Origin of the sequence: Acinetobacter sp. YH12138 (assembly GCF_015218525.1) — a bacterium.
Lineage (GTDB): Bacteria > Pseudomonadota > Gammaproteobacteria > Pseudomonadales > Moraxellaceae > Acinetobacter > Acinetobacter amyesii.
Window position 1 is genome coordinate 1,452,835 of sequence record NZ_CP048670.1, and the last position, 17,273, is coordinate 1,470,107.

At 40.4% G+C, this 17,273-nt stretch carries 13 protein-coding genes, 2 tRNA genes and 3 rRNA genes; 10 read left to right on the forward strand and 8 right to left on the reverse strand.

Annotation, left to right across the window (positions count from 1 at the left end):
• The first annotated feature begins 15 nt into the window (after positions 1-15).
• From ftsY to G0029_RS07155, 10 genes are all read left to right on the forward strand, one after another.
• On the forward strand, positions 16-1,122 hold the full coding sequence (ftsY, locus tag G0029_RS07110; protein WP_180007272.1) for a signal recognition particle-docking protein FtsY: 1,107 nt from the start codon (positions 16-18) through the stop codon (positions 1,120-1,122).
• Positions 1,123-1,297: 175 nt separating this feature from the next.
• Positions 1,298-1,984, forward strand: a complete 687-nt coding sequence (locus G0029_RS07115) for a nitroreductase family protein (protein ID WP_180110176.1) — start codon at positions 1,298-1,300, stop codon at positions 1,982-1,984.
• A gap of 215 nt (positions 1,985-2,199) precedes the next feature.
• Positions 2,200-2,793, forward strand: a complete 594-nt coding sequence (locus G0029_RS07120) for a nitroreductase family protein (RefSeq protein WP_180035761.1) — start codon at positions 2,200-2,202, stop codon at positions 2,791-2,793.
• A 182-nt stretch (positions 2,794-2,975) separates the two neighbouring features.
• Positions 2,976-3,653: a DUF2057 domain-containing protein gene (locus G0029_RS07125; protein ID WP_180107536.1), complete on the forward strand. Its 678-nt coding sequence runs from the start codon at positions 2,976-2,978 to the stop codon at positions 3,651-3,653.
• Positions 3,654-4,163: 510 nt separating this feature from the next.
• Positions 4,164-5,702 (forward strand): 16S ribosomal RNA (locus G0029_RS07130).
• Positions 5,703-5,763: 61 nt separating this feature from the next.
• Positions 5,764-5,840, forward strand: a tRNA-Ile gene (locus G0029_RS07135).
• Between the two features lie 47 nt (positions 5,841-5,887).
• Positions 5,888-5,963 (forward strand) — tRNA-Ala (locus G0029_RS07140).
• Between the two features lie 438 nt (positions 5,964-6,401).
• Positions 6,402-9,295, forward strand: a 23S ribosomal RNA gene (locus G0029_RS07145).
• A gap of 196 nt (positions 9,296-9,491) precedes the next feature.
• Positions 9,492-9,606, forward strand: a 5S ribosomal RNA gene (gene rrf / locus G0029_RS07150).
• The 16S, 23S and 5S rRNA genes sit together here with 2 tRNA genes alongside, the layout of an rRNA operon.
• Positions 9,607-9,859: 253 nt before the next feature.
• Entirely contained in the window at positions 9,860-10,300 is a 441-nt protein-coding gene (locus tag G0029_RS07155; RefSeq protein WP_180107217.1) for a hypothetical protein, read from the forward strand.
• 11 nt (positions 10,301-10,311) lie between these two features.
• On the opposite strand, the gene G0029_RS07160 is transcribed toward G0029_RS07155, so the two are convergent.
• The 8 genes from G0029_RS07160 to G0029_RS07195 all read right to left on the reverse strand — a co-directional run bounded on the left by G0029_RS07160 (position 10,312) and on the right by G0029_RS07195 (position 17,170).
• Positions 10,312-10,743 carry a roadblock/LC7 domain-containing protein gene (locus G0029_RS07160; protein WP_180107215.1) on the reverse strand — a complete coding sequence of 144 codons (432 nt, stop codon included), beginning with the start codon at positions 10,741-10,743 and terminating at the stop codon, positions 10,312-10,314.
• Between the two features lie 10 nt (positions 10,744-10,753).
• On the reverse strand, positions 10,754-11,290 hold the full coding sequence (locus G0029_RS07165) for a GTP-binding protein (RefSeq protein ID WP_180107213.1): 537 nt from the start codon (positions 11,288-11,290) through the stop codon (positions 10,754-10,756).
• Positions 11,291-11,299: 9 nt separating this feature from the next.
• On the reverse strand, positions 11,300-12,259 hold the full coding sequence (locus G0029_RS07170) for a hypothetical protein (protein WP_078193878.1): 960 nt from the start codon (positions 12,257-12,259) through the stop codon (positions 11,300-11,302).
• 52 nt (positions 12,260-12,311) lie between these two features.
• The gene (locus tag G0029_RS07175) at positions 12,312-12,671 is read right to left on the reverse strand and encodes a hypothetical protein (RefSeq protein ID WP_078193877.1); all 360 of its coding nucleotides are present in this window, start codon (positions 12,669-12,671) and stop codon (positions 12,312-12,314) included.
• 481 nt (positions 12,672-13,152) lie between these two features.
• Positions 13,153-13,737 (reverse strand): lytic transglycosylase domain-containing protein, encoded by a 585-nt coding sequence (locus tag G0029_RS07180; RefSeq protein ID WP_180107212.1) that lies wholly within the window; start codon positions 13,735-13,737, stop codon positions 13,153-13,155.
• Positions 13,738-14,079: 342 nt separating this feature from the next.
• A complete protein-coding gene (locus G0029_RS07185) occupies positions 14,080-14,565 on the reverse strand; it encodes a GNAT family N-acetyltransferase (protein WP_180107229.1) in 486 nt (161 codons plus the stop codon).
• An 89-nt stretch (positions 14,566-14,654) separates the two neighbouring features.
• A complete protein-coding gene (locus G0029_RS07190; protein WP_180107211.1) occupies positions 14,655-15,854 on the reverse strand; it encodes an acyl-CoA dehydrogenase family protein in 1,200 nt (399 codons plus the stop codon).
• Between the two features lie 29 nt (positions 15,855-15,883).
• The gene (locus G0029_RS07195; protein ID WP_180109889.1) at positions 15,884-17,170 is read right to left on the reverse strand and encodes an acyl-CoA dehydrogenase family protein; all 1,287 of its coding nucleotides are present in this window, start codon (positions 17,168-17,170) and stop codon (positions 15,884-15,886) included.
• Positions 17,171-17,273: the final 103 nt, after the last annotated feature.

Below are 17,273 nucleotides of genomic sequence, written 5' to 3' on the forward strand. Positions count from 1 at the left end.
TTTCAAGGATTCGGCATGCAACAGCAATCTCATGGGCAGAATAAATTTTTGATTGATGCTGATATCGGTGATGACGATGTCACGCTACCGAGTTTACCTGCGGTAAATGTGCCGATTATCGAGACACCGAAAGTACAGCAAGAAGTTGCTGCACCATTACAAGAAACAGAGTCAGAAACTGAAGATTCGAAGGTGAAAGGCGGCTTCTTTAGTCGTATGAAAGAAGGTCTAGCAAAGTCACGTAAGAACTTGGCAGACGGTATGGTGAATATCCTGATCGGTGGGAAGGAAATTGACGATGAACTTTTAGAGGAAGTTGAAGAGCAACTTTTGGTTGCTGACATTGGTGTCGATGCAACCAAAACGATTATTGCGAACTTAACTGAACGTACTGAACGTGGCGATTTAATTTACTCGCACTCTTTATATAAAGCGCTTCAAGAAGAACTGGTGGCATTACTTGCACCACGTGTTAAACCGCTACATATCGACAGCAATAAAAATCCGTATGTGATTTTGGTTGTTGGTGTAAATGGTGTGGGTAAAACCACCACGATTGGTAAATTAGCGAAACGCTTACAAGGTGAAGGTAAAAAAGTAATGTTGGCTGCTGGTGATACATTCCGTGCAGCAGCCACAGAACAATTACAAATTTGGGGTGAACGTAATAATATTGCCGTTGTGGCTCAAGGTCATGGTGCAGATTCTGCATCTGTTATTTTTGATGCATTTGAAAGTGCTCGTGCAAAAGGCGTAGATGTGCTGATTGCAGACACTGCAGGTCGTTTACACAACAAAGGACACCTCATGCAAGAGTTGTCTAAAGTAAAACGTGTAATGCAAAAAATTGACGCTACAGCTCCACATGAAGTGATGTTGGTGGTTGATGCAGGTACAGGTCAAAATGCCATTAACCAAGTTGAAATGTTTGATGAGGCAGTAGGGCTTACAGGTCTAACCATTACTAAACTGGATGGTACTGCGAAAGGTGGTGTGTTATTTAATATTGCAAGCCGTACCCATGTGCCAATTCGTTTTATTGGCGTAGGTGAGAAAATTGATGACTTACGTCCATTCTCAGCTAAATCATTTGTCGCAGCATTATTTGAAACTGATAAATAAAATGCGTTAAATGTCACATAAACTCCGCAAAATGCGGAGTTTTTTGTTTTTGAGCTTACTGATTGATTTAAAAAGCAACATGTGAATAAATCATAGTCAAAATTCAGCCTGATATACCCTTAGAATAAGTAAGGAATTGTTGTTTATATATAAAAATTGCTTTGGGGTGTTTAGGGTGGCGTTACTCGAAAAAATTGGTCATGTATTGACTGCGGATATCACTAAAGATTTTAAATTAAAAAAGAAAAATACTGACCAAGAAGTAGAAGCGTCATTTGTCGACCAACTAAAGAAACGTCGCAGTATTTATGAGCTTGGAAAGAAGGTACATTATAGTCAGGCTTATTTGGCGGAACTGATTCAAGAGTCTGTAAGAAGTTGTCCATCTGCATATAATTCGCAAAGCACACGTATTGTGGTTTTATTTGGCGAATCTCATCAAAAATTTTGGGACATTGTAAAAGACGTACAACGCAAGAATGTTGCGAGTTATATATTTGAAGGTGTGGCGCTCAAAATAGATCTGTGTGCAGCTGGCCTGGGAACTGTACTTTTCTATGAAGATCAAGCTGTGATTCAACAATTACAAAAGAAAGTGCCATTAAGTGCAGAAGATTTTCCAGTGTGGTCGGAGCAAACGTCTGGCATGGCTCAATTCGCAGTATGGACTTCGATCGCAGATGCAGGTCTAGGCGCATGTTTACAGCACTATAATCCACACATTGATTATGCTGTTGCCGAACACTTTAATATTTCAAAACAATGGCTGCTACGTGCGCAGTTGGTCTTTGGTTCAATTGAAGGCCAAGCGCCTGAACGCTTAGAACCAGAAGATCAAGATCAGTTTAGAATTTATGAGTAATTTCTATGTTCTGTAAGTTGCTTTGATTTCTGCCGTACTAAAGACAGTGAAACCAAAATCTGAATGTAAGTGGGTTGTACGTATTTAGATGCTTGCAACTGATTGTTCTAGAAATAAGACACAATGTTGTAAATATAGTCATGCAACGGTTAAAAACTTCACCTATTATAAATCTCAATTTAGTAAGCTAATTGAAAATAAAAAGAGGTCTTGTAATGTCATTCTTGAATCAAATCGAACAACGTCGCACAATCTATTCTATTGGTAATAACGTTACTTTATCGCAAGATGAAATTGAGCAAACCATTAAAGATGCTGTACGTTTAAGTCCTTCATCATTTAACTCTCAAACGTCTCGTGTCGTTATTCTGTTTGGTGATGCACATCAAAAATTCTGGAATATCGTACGTGAAACGTTACGTAAAATTGTACCTGCAGATGCATTTGAAGGAACCAATGGCAAGATTAATAGTTTTGCAGCAGGTTTTGGTACAGCATTATTTTATGAAGATCAGGCTGTAGTAAAAGCTCTCCAAGAACAATTTGCACTTTATGCAGATAATTTCCCAGTATGGTCTGAACACTCAACAGCGATTGCTCAATTTGCTACTTGGACGGCTTTGGCTGAAAAAAATATCGGTGCATCATTGCAACATTACAATCCAATTGTTGATGCTGAAACAGCTGCGGCATTTGATGTGCCAGATCAATGGAAACTACGTGCACAACTTGTTTTCGGTTCGATTGAAGCACCTGCAGGTGAAAAAACCTTTATTGCAGATGAAGAACGATTCAAAACATTCAAGTAATGATGGTGTGATGAATTAAAAAGGATGCTTTGAGCATCCTTTTTTTATATGCAAAATTCTTTAATGAATATCAAAATAATGTCTTGAAACAAAATATACAGTGATTGTTAGATGTCATAAGATTGTCACATATGCATTGCATAGTGCATTCGAAACTAAATAATTGATAAAGAGTGATAATGATGACTTTAAGATTAACTGTTGCTGCTGCAGCGCTGATGTTAAGTAGTGCCGGATTTGCAGCTGTAACTTTGACTGTTCCGGAAGAAATTAAAATAGTTGCAGTTAATGATCAAGAAGTTACTGGTGGTTTATTTCGATCTACGGAGAAGTATAAGCTAGATGCAGGTGAAAACCTATTAACGGTACGTTATAGTGAATTTTTTCAACATGCTGATAATTCTCACGATATTTTAAAGTCAGGTGTGGCCGCTATTCGTACTCCAGCACTGATTGATGGTCAAGAGTATCGTTTGGGTCTAGTCAATGCACCAAAAGATTTTGATGCTGCGCAAAAATATAAAGACCAACCGATATTTGGTTTGTATGACAGATCTAATCAATTACTTGTGCAGCAAGCTGGGGCGAAGAAAGAACAAAAATCGATTTTCTCCAGTGGTGTTTTAGGTAATGCTGTAGATTTTACGAAGAAAGAAGCTGTACCAGAAAATCAACCGGCACCTGTTTATGCACAATCCTTAAATGTAAAACCAACAAACGTGGCAGCTCCTGTGGTCGCTCCAAAAAATATAGCTGTTCATCAAAATGGGGCAGATCAACAATTAATTCAGCTTTGGCAGAAGGCTAGTAAAGCTGAACGACAAAAATTTATGAGTTGGTTGGCTGAGCAAGCAAACTAAAGTCACTTTTGTAACTTCATTAGTTTTCTTAAAATCCGTGATATTCGAAAAGTCCGTTGAATTACGGGCTTTTTAGATTGAAGAATATAAAAATCACCAAGAATTATAAAATTCGTCTTTCATAAAGCAAAATATAAGGATATATTGATCTTTAAATAAGCAATAGATTGCTTTTAGTTTAAAAAATATACACTCAAGCAAAATATTATAGAAATTTCTATGATAGGGGCTTGTGTTTGTTTTGAAACTCTATAGAATACGCTGCATACCAACGCAGACAGCGATAAACGTAAGGTTTTTAGTTGTTTGATGTTGTTTTCTTATTTGCTGACGAAGTATTAAGAAAATCATTAAGAGATTGTGAAGAACAACTTGTGTGGATTTTTACTGATTGATTGATCGAAATTATTTTCATTGATTGATGGTAGAAATTACTCGAAGTTTATTTGAGCAAATTTTTGTCAGTAATTGATGAGCCAAGATTGGTACACTATATGTACTATTGATTTTAAACTGAAGAGTTTGATCATGGCTCAGATTGAACGCTGGCGGCAGGCTTAACACATGCAAGTCGAGCGGGAATAGGTAGCTTGCTACCGATTTCTAGCGGCGGACGGGTGAGTAATGCTTAGGAATCTGCCTATTAGTGGGGGACAACATTTCGAAAGGGATGCTAATACCGCATACGTCCTACGGGAGAAAGCAGGGGATCTTCGGACCTTGCGCTAATAGATGAGCCTAAGTCGGATTAGCTAGTTGGTGGGGTAAAGGCCTACCAAGGCGACGATCTGTAGCGGGTCTGAGAGGATGATCCGCCACACTGGGACTGAGACACGGCCCAGACTCCTACGGGAGGCAGCAGTGGGGAATATTGGACAATGGGGGGAACCCTGATCCAGCCATGCCGCGTGTGTGAAGAAGGCCTTTTGGTTGTAAAGCACTTTAAGCGAGGAGGAGGCTACTTTGGTTAATACCTAGAGATAGTGGACGTTACTCGCAGAATAAGCACCGGCTAACTCTGTGCCAGCAGCCGCGGTAATACAGAGGGTGCGAGCGTTAATCGGATTTACTGGGCGTAAAGCGTGCGTAGGCGGCTTTTTAAGTCGGATGTGAAATCCCCGAGCTTAACTTGGGAATTGCATTCGATACTGGGAAGCTAGAGTATGGGAGAGGATGGTAGAATTCCAGGTGTAGCGGTGAAATGCGTAGAGATCTGGAGGAATACCGATGGCGAAGGCAGCCATCTGGCCTAATACTGACGCTGAGGCACGAAAGCATGGGGAGCAAACAGGATTAGATACCCTGGTAGTCCATGCCGTAAACGATGTCTACTAGCCGTTGGGGCCTTTGAGGCTTTAGTGGCGCAGCTAACGCGATAAGTAGACCGCCTGGGGAGTACGGTCGCAAGACTAAAACTCAAATGAATTGACGGGGGCCCGCACAAGCGGTGGAGCATGTGGTTTAATTCGATGCAACGCGAAGAACCTTACCTGGTCTTGACATAGTAAGAACTTTCCAGAGATGGATTGGTGCCTTCGGGAACTTACATACAGGTGCTGCATGGCTGTCGTCAGCTCGTGTCGTGAGATGTTGGGTTAAGTCCCGCAACGAGCGCAACCCTTTTCCTTATTTGCCATCGGGTTAAGCCGGGAACTTTAAGGATACTGCCAGTGACAAACTGGAGGAAGGCGGGGACGACGTCAAGTCATCATGGCCCTTACGACCAGGGCTACACACGTGCTACAATGGTCGGTACAAAGGGTTGCTACTCCGCGAGGAGATGCTAATCTCAAAAAGCCGATCGTAGTCCGGATTGGAGTCTGCAACTCGACTCCATGAAGTCGGAATCGCTAGTAATCGCGGATCAGAATGCCGCGGTGAATACGTTCCCGGGCCTTGTACACACCGCCCGTCACACCATGGGAGTTTGTTGCACCAGAAGTAGGTAGTCTAACCGTAAGGAGGACGCTTACCACGGTGTGGCCGATGACTGGGGTGAAGTCGTAACAAGGTAGCCGTAGGGGAACCTGCGGCTGGATCACCTCCTTAACGAAAGATTGACGATTGGTAAGAATCCACAACAAGTTGTTCTTCATGACGATGTATCTGAGGGTCTGTAGCTCAGTTGGTTAGAGCACACGCTTGATAAGCGTGGGGTCACAAGTTCAAGTCTTGTCAGACCCACCACTACTGACAAAGTACGGAAAATCAGAACATTGACTTATTGATAAGCTGGGGACTTAGCTTAGTTGGTAGAGCGCCTGCTTTGCACGCAGGAGGTCAGGAGTTCGACTCTCCTAGTCTCCACCATACATTCCTTCGGAATGTATAAAGAACGAAGCTAAAATAAACAATCAAACGATTGTTAGCTTAGTCCTTAAGCGATCAAGTGTTTAGGTTATAGAGCTTAGCAACAAAGTGGCGTATGATTCGCTCCATTGTTATTAAGCTCTGTGATTTATCACAGTTTCCTGACCTGACGAAGGCTGGAAAAAATCATTAACAGAATATATTTGAGTTGAAATAATTTGTTCATACTCGTTTGATTTAACCTAACAAGCAATTGTGAAAGTTGAATGAAATGAGTTACTAGCGAAATTAACTGAATCAAGCGTTTTGGTATATGAATCTAATTGAAGCTGTACAGTGCTTAAGTGCACGGAACAACGAACTGTGAGAGAAGCCAGTTTACTGGTGGATCTTGTTGCTACACTGACTTGTAGGTGTAACGACTGTTTGGGGTTGTATAGTCAAGTAATTAAGTGCATGTGGTGGATGCCTTGGCAGTCAGAGGCGATGAAAGACGTAATAGCCTGCGATAAGCTCCGGGGAGGCGGCAAATATCCTGTGATCCGGAGATTTCTGAATGGGGAAACCCACCCGCTATAAGGCGGGTATCATAAACTGAATACATAGGTTTATGAGGCGAACGAGGGGAAGTGAAACATCTCAGTACCCTTAGGAAAAGAAATCAATTGAGATTCCCTCAGTAGCGGCGAGCGAACGGGGAAAAGCCCATTAAGTTATCTAAGCTTTAGTGGAACGCTCTGGGAAGTGCGACCATAGTAGGTGATAGTCCTGTACACGAAAGGGCTTAGATAATGATGTCGAGTAGGGCGAGGCACGTGAAACCTTGTCTGAATATGGGGGGACCATCCTCCAAGGCTAAATACTCCTGACTGACCGATAGTGAACCAGTACCGTGAGGGAAAGGCGAAAAGAACCCCTGTGAGGGGAGTGAAATAGATCCTGAAACCGCATGCATACAAGCAGTGGGAGCCAACTTGTTTGGTGACTGCGTACCTTTTGTATAATGGGTCAGCGACTTACATTCAGTAGCAAGGTTAACCGATTAGGGGAGCCGTAGAGAAATCGAGTCTTAATAGGGCGTTTAGTTGCTGGGTGTAGACCCGAAACCGGGTGATCTATCCATGAGCAGGTTGAAGGTTGGGTAACACTAACTGGAGGACCGAACCCACTGTCGTTGAAAAGCCAGGGGATGACTTGTGGATAGGGGTGAAAGGCTAATCAAACTCGGTGATAGCTGGTTCTCCCCGAAAGCTATTTAGGTAGCGCCTCGGACGAATACCATTGGGGGTAGAGCACTGTTTCGGCTAGGGGGTCATCCCGACTTACCAAACCGATGCAAACTCCGAATACCAATGAGTACTATCCGGGAGACAGACTGCGGGTGCTAACGTCCGTAGTCAAGAGGAAAACAATCCAGACCGCCAGCTAAGGCCCCAAAATTATAGTTAAGTGGGAAACGATGTGGGAAGGCATAGACAGCTAGGAGGTTGGCTTAGAAGCAGCCACCCTTTAAAGAAAGCGTAATAGCTCACTAGTCGAGTCGGCCTGCGCGGAAGATGTAACGGGGCTAAAACTATATGCCGAAGCTGCGGATTTACACATTAGTGTAAGTGGTAGGGGAGCGTTCTGTAAGCCGATGAAGGTGGATTGAGAAGTCTGCTGGAGGTATCAGAAGTGCGAATGCTGACGTGAGTAACGACAAAACGGGTGAAAAACCCGTTCGCTGAAAGACCAAGGGTTCCAGTCCAACGTTAATCGGGGCTGGGTGAGTCGACCCCTAAGGCGAGGCCGAGAGGCGTAGTCGATGGGAAATTGGTTAATATTCCAATACTTCAGTGTAATGCGATGAGAGGACGGAGAAGGTTAAGTCAGCCTGGCGTTGGTTGTCCAGGTGAAAGGAAGTAGGCATGTATCTTAGGCAAATCCGGGGTACTCTATGCTGAGATCTGACAGCAAGCTGTACTTGTACAGTGAAGTGGCTGATACCATACTTCCAGGAAAAGTCTCTAAGCTTCAGTTACACTGGAATCGTACCCGAAACCGACACAGGTGGTCAGGTCGAGTAGACCAAAGCGCTTGAGAGAACTCTGCTGAAGGAACTAGGCAAAATGGTACCGTAACTTCGGGAGAAGGTACGCTGCTTTTGGTGATGGAACTTGCTTCCTGAGCTGAGAGCAGCCACAGAAACCAGGCCCCTGCAACTGTTTATTAAAAACATAGCACTCTGCAAACACGAAAGTGGACGTATAGGGTGTGATGCCTGCCCGGTGCTGGAAGGTTAATTGATGGGGTTAGCGTAAGCGAAGCTCTTGATCGAAGCCCCAGTAAACGGCGGCCGTAACTATAACGGTCCTAAGGTAGCGAAATTCCTTGTCGGGTAAGTTCCGACCTGCACGAATGGCATAATGATGGGGGCGCTGTCTCCAGCAGAGGCTCAGTGAAATCGAAATCGCCGTGAAGATGCGGTGTACCCGCGGCTAGACGGAAAGACCCCGTGAACCTTTACTGCAGCTTGACATTGAACTTTGATCTTACTTGTGTAGGATAGGTGGGAGGCTTTGAAACCGAGACGCTAGTTTCGGTGGAGCCAATCTTGAAATACCACCCTGGTAATATTGAGGTTCTAACTCTGTCCCGTTATCCGGGACGAGGACCATGTCTGGTGGGTAGTTTGACTGGGGCGGTCTCCTCCTAAAGAGTAACGGAGGAGTACGAAGGTGCGCTCAGCGTGGTCGGAAATCACGCGTAGAGTATAAAGGCAAAAGCGCGCTTAACTGCGAGACCCACAAGTCGAGCAGGTACGAAAGTAGGTCTTAGTGATCCGGTGGTTCTGTATGGAAGGGCCATCGCTCAACGGATAAAAGGTACTCTGGGGATAACAGGCTGATACCGCCCAAGAGTTCATATCGACGGCGGTGTTTGGCACCTCGATGTCGGCTCATCTCATCCTGGGGCTGAAGCAGGTCCCAAGGGTATGGCTGTTCGCCATTTAAAGAGGTACGCGAGCTGGGTTTAGAACGTCGTGAGACAGTTCGGTCCCTATCTACCGTGGGCGCTGGAAATTTGAGAGGATCTGCTCCTAGTACGAGAGGACCAGAGTGGACGAACCTCTGGTGTACCGGTTGTGACGCCAGTCGCATCGCCGGGTAGCTATGTTCGGAAGGGATAACCGCTGAAAGCATCTAAGCGGGAAGCCTACCTCAAGATAAGATTTCCCTTGGACTTTATGTCCACTAAAGAGCCGTTGAAGACTACGACGTTGATAGGTTGGATGTGGAAGTGCGGTGACGCATGAAGCTGACCAATACTAATTGCTCGTGAGGCTTGACTATACAACACCCAAACAGTTGTATAAATAGCATCAATTGATTCACATATAATCAATCAAACTTGATTTAGTTGAAAAGCTAGATAAAATGAACACCTTAAATTAACTCAAGTACTTCTGTTAATAACTCATTTGGTAGAAAACTTAGCACGAAGAGCACTGCTCTGAGATTAGACTAAGCAAGTATCCATAACAGTTGTGCTGGCGACAATAGCAAGAGTGAACCACCTGATCCCTTCCCGAACTCAGAAGTGAAACCTCTTAGCGCTGATGGTAGTGTGGGGTTACCCATGTGAGAGTAAGTCATCGCCAGCTCATTATTCTAAACACCCCCTGCACTAGTCAGGGGGTGTTTTTTTATGTGCTGGGAAAAAGGGAAAGTTATCAAAATAGAAAAATAATAAGAGAAGCAAATTCAAAAAATAGGAAAACGAGAGATATTTAAAGAAAATAAAACTAAAATGCTCAATCCATCTATATCATTTTAAAATCTTTTGCTAATGAAAATGTGTAATAAATCAATATAATAAAATCGTTTGTTTCATTAATAATATATAGGGTATTTAAGATGTTTTTAAAAAAATTATTAACTATAGTTTTATTTGCATTTGTTTCTTTAAATACTACAGCTGGTGTGTATCAGGATAAACTAAGTGAATGTTTGGTAAATAAAATTTCAGCAGAAGAGAGTCAGAACTTAACGGCTTGGATTTATTTGGCATTTTCAGCACATCCAGAAATTTCTAAGTATAGTAAAGTGACGTCCGCTGAGATGCAAAAGATTGATAAAAATATGGCAAATTTATTTCAAGATTTATTTACTAAACGTTGTAATGCTGAAATCAAAGCTGTTACAGAAAATGAAGGAACAAATGCTTTGGGTAAAGCATTTGAACTATTGGGGAATCGTGCAGCTGAGAACCTGATGAAAAATCCAGTTGTTGAAAAACGTATTGCATCATTTGCACAATATTTTGATGAAGATAAAATGCGTGACTCGATGAAATAAATTGAATCGGACTAGGCGAATGTATTTGACAGTTGATATTCGCTTAGTTCATTACTCACTCTTTTTAAGGAATATAATAATTGCCCTAATAATACATTTTTTGATGTTAAGACAACTAATATCATGGGGTGTAGAGGATGAGAGATAGCTGTGAGTAATGCTTTACCATTTTCAGCATCTAATGTAATGGTTTGACAACCAATTAAATTAATCTCGTTAGTAAAAGCTTGAACCATTGCTAAGATCGAACTGCTTACAGCTGCAAGTTTTCCAGAATTTTCAATATTTTTCTTTTCTATAGATTTTAATTCAAAACCATCAGTTGAACATAACATCATATATTCAACACCGGACACATCAGAAATTAACTCTTTCATGAGTTTATGTGCATGTTCAATAAGCTGTAGTGGTGCTGAACGTGTTGTACGAATTGCTGTATTCATAATATCTTCATTAGATTGAAAGTTGAACTTCGGCTTTTGCAATAAGTGCTTCTAGAATAAAAAGAATGTCTTTTTTATTTCTAGCATCGATATAAAAAATCGGGTGATGTATCTGTTGTGAATCCTGCCATTCTTTATAAAGTTTGGTGGATTTATACTGCGTACTGTCTAAATGTGTAATCGCGATGATGATGTTTTCATTATTTTCAGAAAAAGAATTTAAATAATCATTCAGCTGCTGAATTGGATGGTCATGTGTATGATCAATCAAAATAATTGTACCAATCGCGCCGTTGCAAATGGTATTCCATATAAAGTTAAATCTTTCTTGGCCCGGCGTACCATATAAACCAAGTTTAGTACCATCGGCTAGAGTAAGTTCACCATAATCAATTCCAACGGTAGTCAACATTTTCTGATGCGCATTTTGATCCGTATTCAGCGCTTCTGTACTCAGTACAGGAATATCAGAAATACTTTGAATAGCAGTGGTTTTTCCGGCACCCATCGTTCCGGCAAATACGATTTTGTATTGCTGTAAAATCATAATGAAATTTTAGATTCCTAATTTTTTTCGAAGACTACGGAAAAAACTCTGTAGTGGATTTGAAGATTCTTGAGCTGTTTTTTGGCTATGATATACACTCGCCATGGCCGGTATCTCTTCTATGATTTGAGCTATGTGGCATGCAAATAAATAGCGATTGATAATGTTATGGCTCAAATGTATTTGTTCAGCGATATATTGAGTAGAACTACCTTCCATAAAAAAAGCGGATATTTTCAATAGTGATTGTCGCTCAGCACAATGTATAGGCTGTGGCCAATGCAAAAGTTTATAGTGGCTTGTGTAATTGGGGGGAGTATCATCTACGTAATCCCAAACAAATTGCCATAATCCATGCTGTAAATTTATTGATTCCAACCCATATTTAAAAGTGACAACTGTATTTGTATCTGCTGAAATGAGTGTGATTTCAGAATTTTGTGTGATTTGTATATTTTGTTCTATCCAAAACTCATTGCTTAAGTTATCAATGAGTGCGATTGGTTTTTGATCTAAAAGCAATAGTTGACGTTGATGTTTATTTAAATCTTTAAAAGCCTGTGAGATCTGGAGTGCATTTAATTTAGGTTTTGTGTCTTGAACAACAATAGGATTGGACACATTTACAGGATTAATGTCTCGGAACCTTAACGCAACTGAATGCTCTAACCAATGCTCAAATTGATTGGTATTTGTTAGGGGTAAAAACAGGGTATCGTGTTCGATTTGATTTGCTTTCAATTCATTTTTTTTAAGTTTAAGTATGATTAAAGCTTCGTGCCTTATTTTATTTATATTCGGCAGGTCGATAAAGTCATCATTGATTAATAGGACTTGGAGTTTCGAATCTGCAATGTTTGTCCAATGAATAGTAAAAGTTTCAGATAGCTTATTTGAAATAATAGATTTAATGTCATTGATAACATTTAGATTTAAGCCAAAGATAGAAATATATAATGTGCTATTCACGAAATGGTCCAGAAAAACTGGGTTATTTCTTGTGAAATAACCCAACTTTAAATTAAGAAAAATCTAATTCTTTTTCGAAATGTTTAAGTTCATGGCGAGCCATAGCAAGGTTTGATTTACTACGGTCTAAGACGAGGTAAAGAAATAATGCTTCATTTGAGTCGAGTGGGCGGATTAAGTGATATTGTTTACCCAGAGTAATTAGAATGTCTTCAATAGAGTCATTTAAATTCAACGCTTTGGCAACTTTACGCTTTGAGCGTACAACTTCAGTATTACCAGCAGCAGCTAATTCTAAATCGATGTCGTTATTGCCTTGTGTTGCCATAGCAAGGCCACTTTCGCTGTCAACCAAAGCTGCAGCAATAAAACCGTCAATGTCTGTTAAAGCGTTTAAAGATAATTTGGCCATTATTAACCCCAATAAATTATATGTTAATCAGTAATATAGTTTTACTGACCTATATGATATTAGCTAAAAATAATGAATAAACAATGCTAAAAAAATCAGCTGGTTGATTATTGTTAATAATAAATAAAGTAAAAATGGTTTTTAAACGATTCTTGGCTGCTAATAGTTGTAGGATTCTGTAGAATATTTAAACCTTTTATAGAATTGTTGTATATGAAATTCAATTAAGGTTGTTGTTTTATAAGAGTTTTTTTATTAATAGATTTAATATATTATTTCATTAATTTAATATACAAAAACGATTGTATAAGATTAAATAAGTATTAAATATCTGTGCTGTTTGTTTGTTTATTGCTCATTAAAATACATTATATAATATTATTCCAAAATCTATATTTGTGATATAAGTCTATTAAATTCAAATATTTGTGATATATGTTAAAAGTTCAATCCTAGGTCAATAGGATTGAACTGTACTTTATTACAATGCACTTTTTAAATTATTTCGATGTTGTTTCACTTGTTTTGCATAACGTTTGCCTTGTTTTTTCATTTTTCGATTGGTGTTATAAGCGGTAGGTCCGACATTATAGTAGGCTAAAGCTTTTGGCATGCTGCCAGCGGCATTTTTATATTTAGTTAAAATAAATGACCCACAATTAATATTGGTTAATTCGTCATATAAATCCCCAGGGCATGTTGCTTGCCAATAACGTGGCATCACCTGAGTTAAACCGACTGCACCTGTAGGTGAACTGACATAAGGGCGAAAAGTTGATTCTTGGCGAATAACAGCAGCCAGTAGTAAAGGATCTAAGTTGTATTGATCAGCAGTTTGCACAATGTAGGGTGACACTCGATTTGCAGTTTCAGGATTGACTGAATAGGCCTTTTGGATCCCTGATGAAAGTTTAACGGCACGTTTTTCTACAGAGCCACCACCGAGTGATGAACATCCAGAAATCAGGGTTAAAGATATAATAACAGTTGAAAATTTTAAGCTGTGAGCGCTTAGGAGCGACGAAAGATGAGTTGAAAGGCGAGTTTTATTCAGTACATTCTGCATTTATATTCACTTTAAAATAATCATGGCTAAGTGTAATTACTAAAGCGATATTATGAACTGGAGACTTAGAGGTCAATATTTTCTTAAGATGCTCTGTACAGTGAAATTGTAAGAATTGATGGAAATGTACTCAAATTACATAATTATTTAAGTGAAGAGAGAAAAACAGACAGCATTACTTGTGTCAGTATTTCTCTCTTGACATGGTACTTATTAAGATTGTGGGGACATTCAAATCCCGAGAACTTTAGTTATAAAAAACTAGAATATCCACTCATGAAATATCCCTATTTGAAAAAGCTATAACTTTTTTCAGAGGTATGAATGGAATCTAAGTATAATTTAAAGTGTTTTAAGCATCCAAATTTCGCATGCTTGGCTATGACCTGTATTGCCCTTGGGAGCTTGTAAGTGTTGAAATCCTACTTTTTCATAGAGTTTTACCGCTTGTCCAAGTGTATGTGTAGTTTCTAAATAACACGCTTTAAAATTATGATCTTTGGCGAATTGAAAACAAAGTTCTAAAATATCTTTGGCTAAGCCATGACCACGTAATTCAGGCATAAAATACATTTTTTGGATTTCTAAAATGCTTGAATCTCCAGCTAAAGGAGAAAGGCCGCCACCACCTAAAATTGTACCGTGTTGATTTTCAATAACCCAATATTGTGCATTTGCTTGCGCATAGACGTGATATAAATCATCTAATATTGGATCTGCAACGGCAAATCCTGATTCAGGTGCTAATCCAAATTCTTTGGAAACTGTGCGAATGACATTGGCAATGCTTGCATTGTCTTCAAGTTGAAGTGGTCGGATCTGAAACATAATCATCGAAAAACAAAAAGATGGATTGTTTATAGACTGATCCTATATAAAAATCCATCTTTAAGTTTCAAATTGCTCAAGCAAAGTAATTATTTTAATTCGCTTGAACTTTTACCCAGTTCACGTCGTGCAACGATTAATTGTTGAATTTGCTGTGTTCCTTCAAATATATCAAGGATTTTTGAATCACGTGCCCATTTTTCCAATAATTCATCTTCGTTATAACCAACTGCAGCTGCGAGCTCTACACATTTTAATGTGATTTCATTACCTACACGGCCTGCTTTTGCTTTAGCGATGGATGCTTCACGTGAGTTAGGTTTTTTGTTGTCGGCCATCCATGCGGCTTTGAGCATGAGTAGACGTGCTGCTTCCCAGTCTGCTTCCATACGGTAGATTTGTGCAGCAATATTCGAGCTTTGTAAGATGGGTGTTGAATACTGCTCATCTAGTTCATCTTTAAAGATTTCTTTAATTCGCTCTAAAGATGCCTTTGCACAGCCAATAGCCATCGCAGCAACGAGTGGGCGAGTATTATCAAAAGTTTCCATTACCCCAGCAAAACCCTTTGCTACATCAATTTCAGCATTGCCTAATAAGTTTGCAGCAGGGACACGACAATCAACAAAACTAATAGCAGCCGTATCAGAAGCTTTAATACCCAATTTATGTTCTAGGCGTTCTACAGTCATGCCTGGTGTACCTTTTTCAACAATAAAGGATTTAATCGCTGCTCGACCTAATTTTTTATCTAGGGTTGCCCAAACCACCACGGAATCAGCACGTTCACCCGAGGTGACAAAGATTTTTTCACCATTGAGGATGTATTCATCACCATCTTTCGTCGCTGTTGTCCGAATTGCTGCTGAATCAGAGCCGCAATTCGGTTCTGTAATGGCCATAGCGGCCCAAGTTCCTTTTAAGCGTTCTAGTTGTTCATCATTAGCTACTGCTGCAATAGCTGAGTTGCCAAGCCCTTGGCGAGGCATACTGAGCAACAGGCCTGTATCTCCATAGCACATCTCGATGATACTGAGTGCAGTCGACATATTGACACCGTTTTTATTTCCCGTGTCTGTGTCGCCACGTTTATTGACGGCAGCACCTGCATTCATGCCATCACCGCCATCATTCATACCGTCGACGAGGGAAGACAACATGTCTAACTCTTTAGGATAGGCATGTTCGGCTTTGTCATATTTACGTGAAATAGGACGTAGAACATTTAAAGCGACTTCATGGGCTTGGTCGATCAGCAATTTAAATTTTTTCGGATTTTGTAAGTTCATGGACATTTCCTTGTTTTTATTTTGCTGAATTAAGTATGTAAGCCAGATTGAAGAATCGCTGTGGCACGTAAGTCTCGATACCAACGTTCTACGGGATGTTCTTTGGTAAAGCCATGACCACCTAATATTTGCACGCCATCTGTCCCAATTTTCATTGACTTTTCAGCACATAATACGCGGGCTAAATAGGCTTCACGATGAAAGGGCTTGCCAGCTTCGGCTAGACTTGCTGCATTGAGGATGAGCATATGCATGGCATCAATTTCGATTGCCATATCTGCAATCATAAATGCCACACTTTGACGATGTGAAATTGGCTCCCCAAAAGCTGTACGTTCGTTTGCATATTGAATGCAATACTTTTTCACTGCAGTTGCGGTACCAACAGCCATTGCACACCACATTAAATTGCCAAGATCGATAAATGATGTGTAGTTGAAATCTTGATCGCCTAAGCGTTGGGCAGGGGTCTGATCAAATTTTAACGTTACCGTTTCAGTGGCTTTCAAACCCATAGCAGGTGTTTTTTTTGCGTTAATGCTCTGGTCACATTGCACAATAAAAACTTCAGGCTGCCCATTCAGCATGGCACTCACCAAGAGCACATCTGCCTGTTCACCTAAAAGGACTAAGGTTTTCTCCCCACTGATTTTATACTGCTGGCCATCAGCAATCGCGTGAGTTTTAAGTTGATAGGGATTAAATGCCGCTGTTGCCTCTTGAACCGCAAAGCTTGCACGTAGGGCTGAATCATCTGCAAATGCCGCTAAGTAGGTTGCTTGAACAGATTCGGAACCCCATTGGGTGATGGCGTTGATACAGCTAAATGTCGACAGTAAACCTGCTGTTAAACTAAAGTCACCTTCAGCCAATTGTTCAGCAATTAAGATATTGCTAATGATATTTTTTTCTGCCGCGACGCCACCCAAATCTTCAGGTAAGGCATAATAATTTAGACCTAGATCTTGGATATGTTGCCATAACGCTTCAGGAAATCTTTCCTCTTGATCGGCTTGATGAGCAAGTGGATACAAGACTTCTGTGGCAAACTGCTGCATCGCATCAGCAGTCATTTGCTGTTCTTCAGTCAGGTTTAAATCAAATAATGATTTTTGTTGATTTGGCAAACGTTGCTTTTGCACACCTTTGTTGGTCTGAAATGCTTTTTGTGTCTGGCTCAGGGTTTTAAAACCAGCTTTTGAGCTTTGATACAAAGATTTTTCAACAAATTTGCGTAGTTTAAACTGATCGAGTACATCACTTCCGGCAATTTTAGTTAAAAGTGAGAGCCCAAATCCTTGAGCCTTGTTTACCATATTGGTCATTGTTGTTTTCCATTTGCGTTGTTCTTATTTAATGCTGACATGCCAAAGATAGAAAAACCATGTCATAAATGACATGCATGATTGTCAAAGATAA

What these genes read in the sequence shown, in the direction of transcription:
- G0029_RS07160 (WP_180107215.1), bottom strand. Translation starts at nt 10,743, where the DNA reads ATGAATACAGCAATTCGTACAACACGTTCAGCACCACTACAGCTTATT.
- G0029_RS07125 (WP_180107536.1), top strand. Translation starts at nt 2,976, where the DNA reads ATGACTTTAAGATTAACTGTTGCTGCTGCAGCGCTGATGTTAAGTAGT.
- ftsY (WP_180007272.1), top strand. Translation starts at nt 16, where the DNA reads ATGCAACAGCAATCTCATGGGCAGAATAAATTTTTGATTGATGCTGAT.
- G0029_RS07195 (WP_180109889.1), bottom strand. Translation starts at nt 17,170, where the DNA reads ATGGTAAACAAGGCTCAAGGATTTGGGCTCTCACTTTTAACTAAAATT.
- G0029_RS07155 (WP_180107217.1), top strand. Translation starts at nt 9,860, where the DNA reads ATGTTTTTAAAAAAATTATTAACTATAGTTTTATTTGCATTTGTTTCT.
- G0029_RS07175 (WP_078193877.1), bottom strand. Translation starts at nt 12,671, where the DNA reads ATGGCCAAATTATCTTTAAACGCTTTAACAGACATTGACGGTTTTATT.
- G0029_RS07180 (WP_180107212.1), bottom strand. Translation starts at nt 13,737, where the DNA reads ATGCAGAATGTACTGAATAAAACTCGCCTTTCAACTCATCTTTCGTCG.
- G0029_RS07185 (WP_180107229.1), bottom strand. Translation starts at nt 14,565, where the DNA reads ATGTTTCAGATCCGACCACTTCAACTTGAAGACAATGCAAGCATTGCC.
- G0029_RS07120 (WP_180035761.1), top strand. Translation starts at nt 2,200, where the DNA reads ATGTCATTCTTGAATCAAATCGAACAACGTCGCACAATCTATTCTATT.
- G0029_RS07190 (WP_180107211.1), bottom strand. Translation starts at nt 15,854, where the DNA reads ATGAACTTACAAAATCCGAAAAAATTTAAATTGCTGATCGACCAAGCC.
- G0029_RS07165 (WP_180107213.1), bottom strand. Translation starts at nt 11,290, where the DNA reads ATGATTTTACAGCAATACAAAATCGTATTTGCCGGAACGATGGGTGCC.